12 protein-coding genes are annotated in these 13,828 nt (G+C 61.8%); 8 read left to right on the top strand and 4 right to left on the bottom strand.

All coding sequences use genetic code 11. The features are described 5' to 3' along the window. Positions 1-192: 192 nt before the first annotated feature. The 4 genes from lon to ccsA form a co-directional block, all read right to left on the bottom strand. A complete protein-coding gene (gene lon / locus V3H56_RS21985) occupies positions 193-2,607 on the bottom strand; it encodes an endopeptidase La (protein WP_047736773.1) in 2,415 nt (804 codons plus the stop codon). A 159-nt stretch (positions 2,608-2,766) separates the two neighbouring features. Then, the gene (locus tag V3H56_RS21980) at positions 2,767-4,080 is read right to left on the bottom strand and encodes an MFS transporter (protein WP_053147811.1); all 1,314 of its coding nucleotides are present in this window, start codon (positions 4,078-4,080) and stop codon (positions 2,767-2,769) included. Positions 4,081-4,493: 413 nt separating this feature from the next. Then, positions 4,494-5,735, bottom strand: a complete 1,242-nt coding sequence (locus tag V3H56_RS21975; protein ID WP_047736769.1) for a CNNM domain-containing protein — start codon at positions 5,733-5,735, stop codon at positions 4,494-4,496. 12 nt (positions 5,736-5,747) lie between these two features. After that, positions 5,748-6,560 carry a cytochrome c biogenesis protein CcsA gene (gene ccsA / locus V3H56_RS21970; RefSeq protein ID WP_042732328.1) on the bottom strand — a complete coding sequence of 271 codons (813 nt, stop codon included), beginning with the start codon at positions 6,558-6,560 and terminating at the stop codon, positions 5,748-5,750. 193 nt (positions 6,561-6,753) lie between these two features. Here ccsA and ffh point away from each other — a divergent pair, with 193 nt between their 5' ends. The 8 genes from ffh (at position 6,754) to V3H56_RS21930 (ending at position 13,759) form a co-directional block, all read left to right on the top strand. Beyond that, positions 6,754-8,130: a signal recognition particle protein gene (ffh, locus tag V3H56_RS21965; RefSeq protein WP_042732327.1), complete on the top strand. Its 1,377-nt coding sequence runs from the start codon at positions 6,754-6,756 to the stop codon at positions 8,128-8,130. 228 nt (positions 8,131-8,358) lie between these two features. Then, on the top strand, positions 8,359-8,610 hold the full coding sequence (gene rpsP / locus V3H56_RS21960; protein WP_007927680.1) for a 30S ribosomal protein S16: 252 nt from the start codon (positions 8,359-8,361) through the stop codon (positions 8,608-8,610). Positions 8,611-8,615: 5 nt separating this feature from the next. Next, a complete protein-coding gene (gene rimM, locus V3H56_RS21955) occupies positions 8,616-9,152 on the top strand; it encodes a ribosome maturation factor RimM (RefSeq protein ID WP_042732326.1) in 537 nt (178 codons plus the stop codon). Then, positions 9,134-9,907, top strand: a complete 774-nt coding sequence (trmD, locus tag V3H56_RS21950) for a tRNA (guanosine(37)-N1)-methyltransferase TrmD (protein WP_172679732.1) — start codon at positions 9,134-9,136, stop codon at positions 9,905-9,907. The genes rimM and trmD overlap by 19 nt, the downstream gene beginning before the upstream one ends. 44 nt (positions 9,908-9,951) lie before the next feature. Beyond that, positions 9,952-10,302, top strand: coding sequence for a 50S ribosomal protein L19 (gene rplS / locus V3H56_RS21945; protein WP_003175895.1), 351 nt, complete (start codon positions 9,952-9,954; stop codon positions 10,300-10,302). A 104-nt stretch (positions 10,303-10,406) separates the two neighbouring features. Beyond that, positions 10,407-11,303, top strand: coding sequence for a site-specific tyrosine recombinase XerD (gene xerD / locus V3H56_RS21940; RefSeq protein ID WP_047736764.1), 897 nt, complete (start codon positions 10,407-10,409; stop codon positions 11,301-11,303). Positions 11,304-11,590: 287 nt separating this feature from the next. Next, positions 11,591-12,322: a DsbC family protein gene (locus V3H56_RS21935; protein WP_042730057.1), complete on the top strand. Its 732-nt coding sequence runs from the start codon at positions 11,591-11,593 to the stop codon at positions 12,320-12,322. Positions 12,323-12,454: 132 nt separating this feature from the next. Next, on the top strand, positions 12,455-13,759 hold the full coding sequence (locus V3H56_RS21930; RefSeq protein ID WP_042730056.1) for a homoserine dehydrogenase: 1,305 nt from the start codon (positions 12,455-12,457) through the stop codon (positions 13,757-13,759). The last annotated feature ends 69 nt before the right edge of the window (positions 13,760-13,828 follow it).

The raw sequence follows: 13,828 nt of genomic DNA, 5'->3' as shown, positions 1-13,828 counted from the left end.
CGACGAATGGCGAGCATAACCGAAGATGCTACCGGGTGTGTCAGGTGGGGGGGTGTTGTTTCAGATGATCCATTCGCGAGCAAGCCCGCTCCCACACTGGATCATCGCCGTGCACAGATTCTGTGCACGACGATGATCCAGTGTGGGAGCGGGCTTGCTCGCGAAGACAGCAGTGCAGGCGCTACAGGATCCTCAGAACAACACCTTCGCCACATCCGCGAACCGCTTGGCGAAATGCACCGTCATGCCGTCCTTGAGATAGTCCGGCAGTTCTTCGAAGTTGCCCCGGTTGGCGTCCGGCAGGATCAGTTCGTTGATTTTCTGCCGGCGTGCCGCGATCACCTTCTCGCGGACCCCGCCAATCGGCAGCACGTGCCCGGTCAGGGTCAGTTCGCCGGTCATCGCCACGCCTTTCTTCGGCGGTTGGTTGCGGGCCAGGGACAGCAGGGCGCTGGCCATGGTCACGCCGGCACTCGGCCCGTCCTTGGGCGTGGCGCCTTCCGGTACGTGCAAATGCACGAAGGCTTCGTCGAAGAACTTCGGGTCACCGCCGAATTGCTTGAGGTGCGAGCTGACGTAGCTGTAGGCAATTTCCGCCGACTCTTTCATCACCTCGCCCAGTTGCCCGGTCAGCTTGAAGCCGCGATTGAGGGTGTGGATGCGCGTCGCTTCGATCGGCAGGGTCGCGCCGCCCATGCTGGTCCAGGCCAGGCCGGTGATCACGCCGACACCGGACAGCACCTGTTCATTGCGAAACACCGGTTTGCCCAGGGATGCCTCGAGGTCTTTCGGACCGAGCTTGATCACCGCCTTCGGTTCATCGATCAACTTGATCACGGCCTTGCGCACCAGCTTGCCCAGTTGTTTCTCCAACTGGCGCACCCCGGCTTCACGGGCGTAACCGTCGATCAGGGCCTTGAGGGCGCTGTCGCTGATGCTCAGGCTGCCCTTGGCGACACCGGCCTTGGCCAGTTGCTTGGGCCACAGATGCCGCTTGGCGATGGCGACCTTTTCTTCGGTGATGTAGCCCGACAGGCGAATGACTTCCATCCGGTCCAGCAGCGGGCCGGGGATCGAGTCCAGGGTGTTGGCGGTGCAGACGAACAGCACCTTGGACAGGTCCAGGCGCATGTCCAGGTAGTGATCGAGAAATTCGACGTTCTGTTCCGGGTCGAGGGTTTCCAGCAAGGCGGACGCCGGGTCGCCCTGATAGCTCTGGCCCATCTTGTCGATTTCGTCGAGCATGATCACCGGGTTCATCACTTCGACATCCTTGAGCGCCTGCACCAGCTTGCCCGGCTGGGCGCCAATGTAGGTGCGCCGATGCCCCTTGATCTCGGCTTCGTCGCGCATGCCGCCGACGCTGAAGCGGTAGAACGGTCGCCCCAGGGATTCGGCAATGGACTTGCCAACGCTGGTCTTGCCCACGCCCGGCGGGCCTACCAGCAGGACGATGGAGCCACTGATCTCGCCCTTGTAGGCGCCGACCGCGAGGAACTCCAGGATGCGGTCCTTGATGTCGTCCAGCCCGGCGTGGTGCTGGTCGAGTACCTTGCGCGCATGTTTCAGGTCGAGTTTGTCCTGGCCGTACACGCCCCATGGCACCGATGTCGCCCAGTCCAGGTAATTGCGGGTGACGGCGTATTCCGGCGAACCGGTCTCCAGGATCGAGAGCTTGTTCATTTCCTCTTCGATGCGCTTCTGCGCCTGGATCGACAGCGTCTTGCCTTCCAGGCGCTGCTCGAACTGTTCGAGGTCGGCGCTGCGGTCGTCCTTGGTCAGGCCCAGCTCCTGCTGGATGACCTTGAGCTGTTCCTTGAGGAAGAACTGGCGCTGATGTTCGCCGATCTTGTTGTTGACCTCGGCGGAAATCTCTTTCTGCAGCCGGGCCACCTCGACTTCCTTACGCAGCATCGGCAGGACTTTTTCCATGCGCTTGAGCATGGGCACGCAGTCGAGCACTTCCTGCAACTCACTGCCGGTGGCGGAGGTGAGGGCGGCGGCAAAGTCGGTCAGCGGCGACGGGTCGTTGGGGCTGAACCGGTTGAGGTAGTTTTTCAGTTCTTCGCTGTACAGCGGGTTGAGCGGCAGCAATTCCTTGATGGCATTGATCAGCGCCATGCCGTAGGCCTTGACCTCGTCGGTCGGTTCGCTGGGCTGGTGCGGGTATTCGACTTCCACCAGATAGGGCGGGCGATGATGCTTGAGCCAGGTGCGGATGCGCACGCGGGTCAGGCCCTGGGCGACGAACTGCAATTTGCCGCCTTCGCGACTGGCGTGGTGGACCTTGACCAGGGTGCCGTACAGCGGCAGCGCCGAGGTATCGAAATGGCGCGGGTCTTCCTGGGGCGTGTCCATGAAGAACAGCGCCAGCGAGTGGTGCTCGGACTTGGCGACCAGTTCCAGGGTTTCGGCCCACGGTTCTTCATTGACGATGACCGGCAACACCTGGGCCGGGAAGAACGGACGATTGTGGATGGGGATGATGTAGACCTTGTCCGGCAGGTTCTGGCCGGGCAGGGCCAGGCCAGTGCCGGAGGCGGAATGTTCGATGTGTTCGGCGTCTGCGTAATCGTTCGCGGCTTCAGTAGAGTGCTGGTCGCTCATGGGGCACCTGCGCAATGGAGTATGGGTCTTAGATGGGGCAGGTGGGGGGTGGTTTCAATGGCCGGTGATTGTTAGCAGCTATTTCGTGGAAGCTGTTCAACGTTGTGACAGGTTGCTGTGGCGGGGGACTGCCCTCGCCACAGCGCGGGTGTGCGGGGTTCAGGCGACCCGGTTCAGGTCGTTATGGCGGGTTTCCTTCAGGCACAGCACCGCGATCACGCTGAGCACGGCAGCGGCCGATACATAGCCGCCGACGTAGCTCAGGCCACCCATGGCTACCAGTTTCTGGGCGAAGAATGGGGCGGCCGAGGCCCCGACGATCCCGCCCAGGTTGTAGGCCGCCGAGGCGCCGGTGTAGCGCACGTGGGTTGGGAACAGCTCTGGCAGCAAGGCGCCCATGGGGGCGAAGGTCACGCCCATCAGGAACAGTTCGATGCACAGGAACAGCGCCACGCCGGCGGTCGAGCCTTGGGTCAGCAGGGGTTCCATGAGAAAGCCCGAGGCAATGGCCAGCAGGCCGCCGCCGATCAGCACCGGCTTGCGCCCGAAGCGATCGCTGGCCCAGGCCGAGAGGGGCGTGGCAGCGGCCATGAACAGCACGGCAAAGCACAGCAGGCCGAGGAAGGTCTCGCGGCTGTAGCCGAGGGTGGACACGCCGTAGCTCAGGGAAAACACCGTCGAGATATAGAACAACGCGTAACACACCACCATTGCCGCGGCGCCCAGCAAGGTAGGCGCCCAGTACTGACTGAACAGCTCGACCAGCGGCACCTTTACCCGTTCCTGGCGGGCCACGGCGTTGGCGAACACCGGGGTTTCGTGCAGCTTGAGGCGCACGTAGAGGCCGACGATCACCAACACCGCGCTGAGCAGGAACGGAATGCGCCAGCCCCAGGCGCGAAATTGCTCGTCGTCCAGGGTCATGGCCAGGCTCAGGAACAGCCCGTTGGCCGCCAGGAAGCCGATGGACGGCCCCAATTGCGGGAACATGCCGAACCAGGCGCGCTTGCCTTTTGGCGCATTCTCGGTGGCGAGCAGCGCCGCGCCGCCCCATTCACCGCCCAGCCCCAGGCCTTGGCCAAAACGCAGCAGGCACAAGAGGATCGGGGCCCAGGCGCCGATGCTGGCATAGCCGGGCAACACACCGATCAGGGTGGTACACACGCCCATCAGCAGCAACGATGCCACCAGCGTGGACTTGCGCCCGATCCGGTCGCCGAAGTGGCCAAACAGCGCCGAGCCCAACGGGCGGGCGAGAAAGGCGATGCCGAAGGTCAGGAACGACGACAGCATCTGCGCCGTGCCGGAGGTTTGCGGGAAGAACACCGGCCCGATCACCAGGGCGGCGGCGGTGGCGTAGACGTAGAAGTCGTAGAACTCGATGGCGGTGCCGATGAAACTCGCGGTGGCCACGCGTGTGGCGGAGTTCGTCGGCTGGGCAGGCACGGCGTCGTTGCAGGTCGTGGTGGTCATGCAGTTATCCCTGACAGTCATGTGCTCCGTGGGAGCGAATTATTATGGTCGAACACCCAGGGATGTGGGCGGGTATCCCGTCGCTGTTTCGGGTAGGAACAGTCCTGGGGCTGATGCGGATTTTGCCGATGATCTGGCCGGAACCTGCCGGGTGCTGGGTAGGCACGGGGTTCGGGCGAGGGCTGGATAAGCGGGTTGAGTATAGGAAGGAGGCTAACGAATCAACAATACCTATTGACGCCGAAACGAGCTTTTGTGGCGAGGGGATTTATCCCCGTTGGACTGCGAAGCGGTCCCCAAAAGACGTTGCGCCGAATCTTAAGCAACTGACTAACAGTTTGGGGCCGCTGCGCGACCCAACGGGGATAAATCCCCTCGCCACAACTGTGTTTCACTTAGAGGTTATTGGGGGGTTAGAGCGCCGCAGGCACCGAACTGTTATGCCACGCCAGCACCTGGCTGACGCGGTTGTCCACGGTCTCGATGATTTCCAGCCGGTAGCGGCCGATCTTCAGGCACACCGGGCTTTCGGGAATGGTTTCCAGCGCTTCGGTCACCAGCCCGTTGAGGGTCTTGGGGCCGTCGCAAGGCAGGTGCCAGCCGAGGGTGCGGTTCAGCTCGCGGATCGATGCCGCGCCGTCGATCATCAGGCGGCCGTCGGGCTGGGGATGCACATGGGGGTTGTCGAGGCTGTGTTCGCTTTCGAATTCGCCGACGATTTCTTCGAGGATGTCTTCCAGGGTGACGATGCCCAGCACTTCGCCGTATTCGTCCACCACCATGCCCAGGCGTCGTTGCTGCTTGTGGAAGTTCAGCAGTTGCAATTGCAGTGGCGTGCTTTCCGGTACGAAGTAGGGTTCGTGGGAGGCGGCCAGCAGGGCTTCCTGGGTCAGGCTGGCATCCGCCAGCAGATGACGGATCTGGCGGGTGTTGAGGACCGCCTCGACCTGGTTGATGTCGCTGTGGAACACCGGCAGGCGGGTGCGTCGGTTCAGGCGCAGTTGCTCGATGATCTCGCCGATCGGGTCGTCGAGGTTGATACCATCGACCTCGCTGCGTGGCACCAGGATGTCGTTGACGGTGATGTTGTCCAGGGCATGGATGCCGGAAATCGGGTGCAGCCGGCCGCCGCTGTGCTCGGGTTCGTGCTCGTTGCGCGGGGGCGTGGGCATTTCGTCGTCGCTCTGCACCACCACGCTGGCCTTGCGGGCAAACGGGCGCAGGAGCAACTGGCTGATGGCGTTGAGCAACCAGGCCAACGGGTAAACGATCTTCAATGGCACGCCCAGCAAGGCGTTGCCGACCCCCAGCACCGAATCGGGGTGGCGGCTGGCCAGTGAGCGCGGCAGGTAGTCGGCGAACACCAGCAGGGCTACGCTGGTGCCGAGCCAGGCGGCCCAGGGGCCGTTCTCCAGCCAGGCGAAAATCGCCAGCAAGGTGCCGATGACCACGGCCAGGGTGCGACAAAAGGTGTTGCACAGAACCAGGCTGATCAGCGCGAAGTTCAGCGTCGCGAGCGGTTTGTCAGTGGCCCGGGAGGCTTTGCGCTGGGCCAGCAGGTGTTGCTGGGCGGCTTCGATGGCGGTGAACAGGGCCGACCAGAGGATCAGCACGACCCACACGGCGAGCAGTGGCGCCACGGGCAACGTATCCATCAGTGCCGTCCGTCACACATGCAGGATGTATTCGCGGACCAGCTTGCTGCCGAAGTACGCGAGCATCAGCAGGCAGAAACCGGCGAGGGTCCAGCGAATGGCCTTGTGGCCGCGCCAGCCCAGGCGGTTGCGGCCCCACAGCAATACGCTGAACACCACCCACGCCAGGCAGGCCAGCAGGGTCTTGTGCACCAGGTGCTGGGCGAACAGGTTCTCGACGAACAGCCAACCGGAGATCAGCGACAGCGACAACAGCGTCCAGCCGGCCCAGAGGAAGCCGAACAGCAGGCTTTCCATGGTTTGCAGCGGCGGGAAGTTGCGGATCAGCCCGGACGGGTGCTTGTTCTTGAGCTGGTGGTCCTGCACCAGCAGCAGCAAGGCCTGGAAGACCGCGATGGTGAACAGGCCGTAGGCCAGGATCGACAGCAGGATGTGGGCCAGGATGCCGGGCTCCTCGTCGATGACCTGCACCGTGCCCGACGGCGCGAACTGCGCCAGCAGCACCGTCGTCAGTCCCAGCGGGAACAGCAGCACCAGCAGGTTTTCCACCGGGATGCGCGAGCAGGCCAGCAGCGTCAGGGCGATCACGGCCACGGCGATCAGGCTGGCGGCGTTGAAAAAGTCCAGGCCCAGGCCAATTGGCGTCATCAGGTGGGTATAAAGGCTGGCCGCGTGGCCGAGCACCGCCAGCACGCCAAGCGTGACCAGCAGGCGTTTGTTCGCCTTGGCGCCGGAGGCCAGGCGAGTGCCTTGATAGAGGGTCGCAGCGGCGTAGAGGCAGGCGGCGGCGAGTGTGGCAAGCAAGCTGGGTGGCAAGGGGAGCATAAATCCTGTTAAGCAGGCCCGAAAGTCGCTGAGTTTGGCATAGAACCCCCGCCACACGAAAGACCGGCAGGTGTACGTTGCACGCTTCTTCGCTATAATCCGCGACCTGCCCACGCCGCAGGCTCGCCGAGCACATTTTTCACGGTCTGGGCCGCCATTATCCCGGTCTCATCTGGGCCTGAAAGGATCGCGCATGTTTGAAAACCTAACCGACCGTCTCTCGCAGACGCTGCGCCATGTCACCGGCAAGGCGAAACTGACCGAGGACAACATCAAAGACACCCTGCGCGAAGTGCGCATGGCGTTGCTCGAAGCCGACGTCGCCCTGCCGGTGGTCAAGGACTTCGTCAACTCGGTCAAGGAACGCGCCGTCGGCACCGAAGTGTCGCGCAGCCTGACGCCGGGCCAGGCGTTCGTGAAGATCGTCCAGGCCGAACTCGAAAGCCTGATGGGCGCCGCCAACGAAGACCTGAACCTGAGCGCCGTCCCGCCTGCCGTGGTGTTGATGGCCGGCCTGCAGGGCGCGGGCAAGACCACCACCGCCGGCAAACTGGCGCGCCTGCTCAAGGAGCGCAAGAAGAAGTCGGTGATGGTGGTGTCCGCGGACATCTACCGCCCGGCGGCGATCAAGCAGCTGGAAACCCTGGCCAACGACATCGGCGTGACCTTCTTCCCGTCCGACCTGAGCCAGAAACCGGTGGACATCGCCCAGGCCGCTATAAAGGAAGCCAAGCTCAAGTTCATCGACGTGGTCATCGTCGACACCGCCGGTCGCCTGCACATCGATGACGAGATGATGGGCGAGATCAAGGCCTTGCATGCCGCGATCAACCCGGTGGAAACCCTGTTCGTGGTCGATGCCATGACCGGCCAGGACGCGGCCAACACCGCCAAGGCGTTCGGCGATGCGTTGCCGCTGACCGGCGTGATCCTGACCAAGGTCGACGGCGATGCCCGTGGCGGTGCCGCGCTGTCGGTCCGCGCCATCACCGGCAAACCGATCAAGTTCATCGGCATGGGCGAGAAGAGCGAAGCGCTCGAACCGTTCCACCCCGAGCGTATCGCTTCGCGCATCCTGGGCATGGGCGACGTGCTCAGCCTGATCGAGCAGGCCGAGCAGACCCTCGACAAGGAAAAGGCCGATAAGCTGGCCAAGAAGCTGAAGAAGGGCAAGGGCTTCGACCTCGAAGACTTCCGCGACCAGTTGCAACAAATGAAGAACATGGGCGGCCTGGGCGGCCTCATGGACAAACTGCCGAACATCGGTGGCGTGAACCTGGCGCAGATGGGCAATGCCCAGGGCGCGGCTGAAAAGCAGTTCAAGCAGATGGAAGCCATCATCAACTCCATGACCCCGGCCGAGCGCCGCGACCCCGAGCTGATCAGCGGTTCGCGCAAGCGCCGTATCGCCATGGGTTCGGGCACCCAGGTGCAGGACATCGGTCGCTTGATCAAGCAGCACAAGCAGATGCAGAAGATGATGAAGAAATTCTCCGCCAAGGGCGGGATGGCCAAGATGATGCGCGGCATGGGCGGTATGTTGCCCGGCGGCGGCATGCCCAAGCTCTAAGGATCCACGCGCCGGCGGTCATGCCGGCGCTGCCCACGGGGACGTGGGATCTCCAGCCAACCCGCCGCCGGCGGGCGCTGACCGCGGCAGATCTGAATGGCAGGCCGGCACTCGCCGGAAAAAGTCATTTGCAAAAGTCTGGATATTCCTTAGAATATGCGGCCTTTCGGGCACCCATGCCCGCTGTGCATTTAGATTTGCAGCACCGACTACAGGAACGATGTTCACATGCTAACAATCCGTCTTGCCCTTGGCGGCTCCAAAAAGCGCCCGTTTTACCACCTGACCGTAACCGACAGCCGCAACCCGCGTGACGGTTCCCACAAAGAGCAGGTTGGTTTCTTCAACCCTATCGCCCGTGGTCAGGAAGTTCGTCTGTCCGTGAACCAAGAGCGCGTAGCCTACTGGCTGAGCGTTGGTGCACAACCTTCTGAGCGTGTTGCTCAGTTGTTGAAGGAATCGGCTAAGGCTGCGGCCTGAGCAATATGAACGCGACGCCAAAAGCGGCTGATGACCTGATCGTTGTCGGCAAGATTTATTCTGTTCATGGCGTTCGCGGCGAAGTGAAGGTGTATTCCTTTACTGATCCGATCAAGAACCTGTTGGACTACAAAGCCTGGACGCTCAAGCGCGAAGGCAGCGTGAAACAGGTGGAGCTGGTCAGCGGACGTGGGAACGACAAGTTCCTGGTCGCGAAGCTCAAGGGTCTCGATGATCGTGAAGAAGCGCGTCTTCTGGCCGGTTATGAGATCTGCGTGCCACGCAACCTGTTCCCTGAACTGACCGACGGCGAGTACTACTGGTACCAGCTGGTAGGTCTGAAGGTTATCGATTCACTCGGGCAACTGCTCGGAAAGATCGATCACCTGCTCGAGACCGGTTCGAACGATGTACTGGTGGTCAAGCCTTGCGTCGGCAGCCTGGATGATCGTGAACGCCTGTTGCCCTATACCGAGCAATGCGTGTTGGCCGTCGACCTTGCAGCAGGCGAGATGAAGGTGGAATGGGATGCGGATTTCTGAACGTGGCTAACTTGCGCGTTGAAGTCATCACATTGTTTCCCGAGATGTTTTCCGCCATCAGCGAGTACGGCATAACCAGCCGCGCGGTGAAACAGGAGCTGTTGCAGCTCACTTGTTGGAATCCGCGGGACTACACCACGGATCGGCATCACACTGTGGACGATCGCCCGTTTGGCGGGGGTCCGGGCATGGTGATGAAGATCAAGCCCCTGGAAGATGCACTGGTTCAGGCCAGGGCGGCAGCCGGGGAAGGTGCGAAGGTGATCTACCTGTCGCCCCAAGGCCGCCAGCTGACTCAGTCGGCGGTACGCGAGCTGGCGAATTCGGATGCATTGATCCTGATTGCCGGCCGTTATGAAGGCATTGACGAGCGTTTTATTGAAGCTCATGTCGATGAAGAGTGGTCGATTGGCGACTATGTACTGTCTGGCGGCGAGCTGCCGGCGATGGTCCTGATCGATGCGGTTACACGACTGCTGCCTGGAGCTTTAGGGCATGTGGATTCCGCTGAGGAAGATTCCTTTACGGATGGTCTGCTGGATTGCCCGCACTACACCCGACCGGAGGTGTATGCGGATCAGCGTGTTCCCGACGTGTTGCTAAGTGGCAACCACGCGCACATCCGGCGTTGGCGTTTACAGCAGTCCCTTGGTCGGACCTATGAACGACGCGCCGATCTTCTGGAAAGCCGCTCGCTTTCTGGAGAAGAGAAGAAGCTGCTCGAGGAATACATCCGCGAGCGGGACGATAGTTAACAACGTATCGATGGTAAGTCCGAGACTTGCCTTAGGAGCACAGCATGACTAACAAAATCATCCTTGCACTCGAAGCAGAGCAGATGACCAAAGAGATCCCTACCTTTGCCCCGGGCGACACCATTGTCGTTCAGGTGAAAGTGAAGGAAGGTGATCGTTCCCGTCTGCAAGCGTTCGAAGGCGTCGTTATCGCCAAGCGTAACCGTGGCGTGAACAGTGCTTTCACCGTTCGTAAAATCTCCAACGGTGTTGGCGTAGAGCGTACTTTCCAGACCTACAGCCCGCAAATCGACAGCATGGCTGTCAAGCGTCGCGGTGACGTACGTAAAGCCAAGCTGTACTACCTGCGCGACCTGTCGGGTAAAGCAGCTCGCATCAAGGAAAAACTGGCTTAAGTCCAGCTTCCGATGCAAAAAAAGCAGCCTACGGGCTGCTTTTTTGTTGCCTGCGATTAGGTCTTTGAGCACCCTGCGTAAGCCTGCATTTTTCACGAGTCTTTATGCCAGCCATCGATCATCCCTTGATAGACCAGTTCCTCGACGCCTTGTGGTTGGAGAAGGGGCTGTCCGACAACACCCGCCAGGCCTACCGCAGCGACCTGGCCCTGTTCAACGGCTGGCTGCAGGAACAGAACCTGGAATTGATCAATGCCGGTCGGGAACTGATCCTCGATCACCTGGCGTGGCGCCTGGAGCAGGCCTATAAGCCACGCTCAACCGCACGATTTCTCTCCGGTTTGCGTGGGTTTTATCGCTATCTGTTGAGGGAAAAGCTGATCGCGGTGGACCCGACCTTGCGGGTGGAGATGCCGCAACTGGGGCGCCCGCTGCCTAAGTCCCTGTCGGAAGCCGACGTGGAAGCGTTGCTGGCGGCGCCTGACCTCAGTGAAGCCATCGGCCAGCGCGACCGGGCCATGCTGGAAGTCTTGTATGCCTGCGGCCTGCGCGTCACCGAGCTGATCAGCCTGACCCTGGAACAGGTGAACCTGCGCCAGGGCGTGTTGCGGGTGATGGGCAAGGGCAGCAAGGAACGCCTGGTGCCGATGGGCGAAGAAGCGATTGTCTGGGTCGAGCGCTACCTGCGCGAGGCCCGCCACGAACTGTTGGGCGGGCGTCCCAGCGACGTGCTGTTCCCCAGCCGTAATGGCGACCAGATGACCCGCCAGACCTTCTGGCACCGTATCAAGCACCAGGCCAAGGTCGCCGGCATCGGCAAATCCCTCTCGCCCCACACCTTGCGCCACGCCTTCGCCACGCACCTGCTCAACCACGGCGCTGACCTGCGGGTGGTGCAGATGTTGTTGGGCCACAGCGACCTGTCCACCACCCAGATCTACACTCACGTCGCTCGGGCACGGCTGCAAGACTTGCATGCCAAGCACCATCCGCGGGGTTGAAATCTGCCGCGATGTTGTCAGTGCTGCCGCCATCGCGAGCAAGCTCGCTCCCACAGGGATTGGTGGTGGATGCGTAATTGCGGACCGGCACCGACCAAAGTGTGGGAGCGAGCTTGCTCGCGATGGCGGTGTGTCAGCCTGCATCAATCCTCTAAGCGTCTTGCATCACCGGCATTCGGCCGCGCGGGCCTTATGTGGTAGGCTTTGCCGGTTTGCACAGTGGGCGGCTGGAACCCGAATTCAAGGTCGGCGTTTTCCCGTCCCATTTGTTCGCCTCAGGAGTCCTCATGCGCTTGATCCAGATGTTCACCGCCGCCGCCATCGCGCTGGCCAGTACCTTTGCCATCGCCGATGACGCGGCCGACAAGGCTATCCGCAAGAGCCTGGAAAACCTTCAGCTCGAAGTGCCGATCGAAGCCATTTCGGCCAGCCCGATGTCCGGTCTGTATGAAGTCAAGCTCAAGGGCAGCCGCGTGCTCTATGCCAGCGCCGACGGGCAGTACATCGTCCAGGGCAACCTGTTCGAGCTCAAGGACGGCAAGCCGGTCAATCTCACCGAGATCACCGAACGCCAGGGCATCTCCAAGCTGATCAACGGCATTCCGGTTGCGGAAACCGTGGTCTACCCGGCCGTTGGCGAAACCAAGTCCCATATCACCGTGTTCACCGACACCACCTGCCCGTATTGCCATAAGTTGCACGCCGAAGTGCCGGAGCTGAACAAGCGCGGCATCGAAGTGCGCTACGTGGCGTTCCCGCGCCAGGGCCTGGGTTCGCCGGGTGACGAGCAGTTGCAGGCGGTCTGGTGCTCCAAGGACAAGAAGGCGGCCATGGACAAGATGGTCGATGGCAAGGAAATCAAGGCCGCCAAGTGCGAGAACCCGGTTTCCAAACAGTTCGCCCTCGGCCAGTCCATCGGCGTGAACGGCACACCGGCCATCGTTTTGGCCGACGGCCAAGTGATTCCGGGCTACCAGCCGGCGCCACAAGTCGCCAAACTGGCCCTTGGTGCCAAATGATCATGAATGATCCGTTTTTGAAGGTCACGGCTCGGCGAAAACCTTCGTCGGGCCGTTAAACACAAAGCCGCGTTGCTGCGCGGCTGTATTCACGGCCGACCCTTGCGTCGGCCGTTTCATGGGGAGTCAAGAGTGAATCCGGTCAAAGTAGGCATCTGTGGGTTAGGTACCGTCGGTGGCGGCACCTTCAACGTACTTCAGCGCAACGCCGAGGAAATTGCTCGTCGTGCCGGGCGTGGAATCGAAGTGGCACAAATTGCCATGCGCACGCCAAAGCCTCAGTTCCAGACGACCGGTATTGCGATTACCAACGATGTCTTCGAAGTGGCCACGAACCCTGAGATCGACATCGTCGTAGAGCTGGTGGGCGGCTATACCGTTGCCCGCGAGTTGGTACTCAAGGCCATCGAGAATGGCAAGCATGTGGTCACCGCGAACAAGGCGCTCATCGCCGTTCACGGTAATGAAATTTTCGCCAAGGCCCGCGAGAAGGGTGTGATCGTGGCGTTCGAAGCCGCCGTGGCCGGTGGCATCCCGGTGATCAAGGCGATCCGTGAAGGCCTGTCGGCCAACCGTATCAACTGGGTGGCGGGGATCATCAACGGTACCGGCAACTTCATCCTCACCGAGATGCGCGAGAAGGGTCGCACCTTCGAAGACGTGCTGGCCGAGGCCCAGGCCCTGGGTTACGCCGAGGCCGATCCGACCTTCGACGTAGAAGGCATCGACGCCGCGCACAAGCTGACGATCCTGGCGTCCATCGCGTTCGGTATCCCGTTGCAGTTCGACAAGGCCTACACCGAAGGCATCACCAAGCTGACCACCGCTGACGTGAACTACGCCGAAGCGCTGGGCTACCGCATCAAGCACCTGGGCGTGGCACGCAGCACCGCCAGCGGCATCGAGCTGCGCGTGCACCCGACGCTGATCCCGGCCGATCGCCTGATCGCCAACGTCAATGGCGTGATGAACGCGGTGATGGTCAACGGCGACGCGTCCGGTTCGACGCTGTTCTACGGCGCCGGTGCCGGCATGGAGCCGACGGCTTCCTCGGTGGTCGCCGACCTGGTGGACGTGGTCCGCGCCATGACCTCCGACCCGGAAAACCGTGTACCGCACCTGGCCTTCCAGCCGGATTCGTTGTCGGCCCACCCGATTCTTCCGATCGAGGCGTGCGAAAGCTCCTACTACCTACGGATCCAGGCCAAGGACCACCCGGGCGTACTGGCCCAGGTGGCGAGTATCCTGTCCGAGCGGGGGATCAACATCGAGTCGATCATGCAGAAGGAAGTCGAGGAACACGACGGCCTGGTGCCGATGATCCTGCTGACCCACCGTGTGGTCGAGCAGCGCATCAACGACGCGATTGCCGCGCTCGAAGCGCTCCAGGGCGTGGTAGGCCCTGTTGTCCGGATCCGCGTTGAGCATCTGAATTAATCAAAGCTGCAAGCCGCAAGCTGCAAGCTCCAAGTAAAAGCCGATCCGCTGTCAACTTGTAGCTTGCAG

This window comes from Pseudomonas sp. MS646, from assembly GCF_036693845.1.
Taxonomy (GTDB): domain Bacteria; phylum Pseudomonadota; class Gammaproteobacteria; order Pseudomonadales; family Pseudomonadaceae; genus Aquipseudomonas; species Aquipseudomonas chlororaphis_E.
The sequence above is the reverse complement of the archived record's forward strand: the minus strand, read 5'-3'. Positions and strand labels throughout refer to the sequence as shown.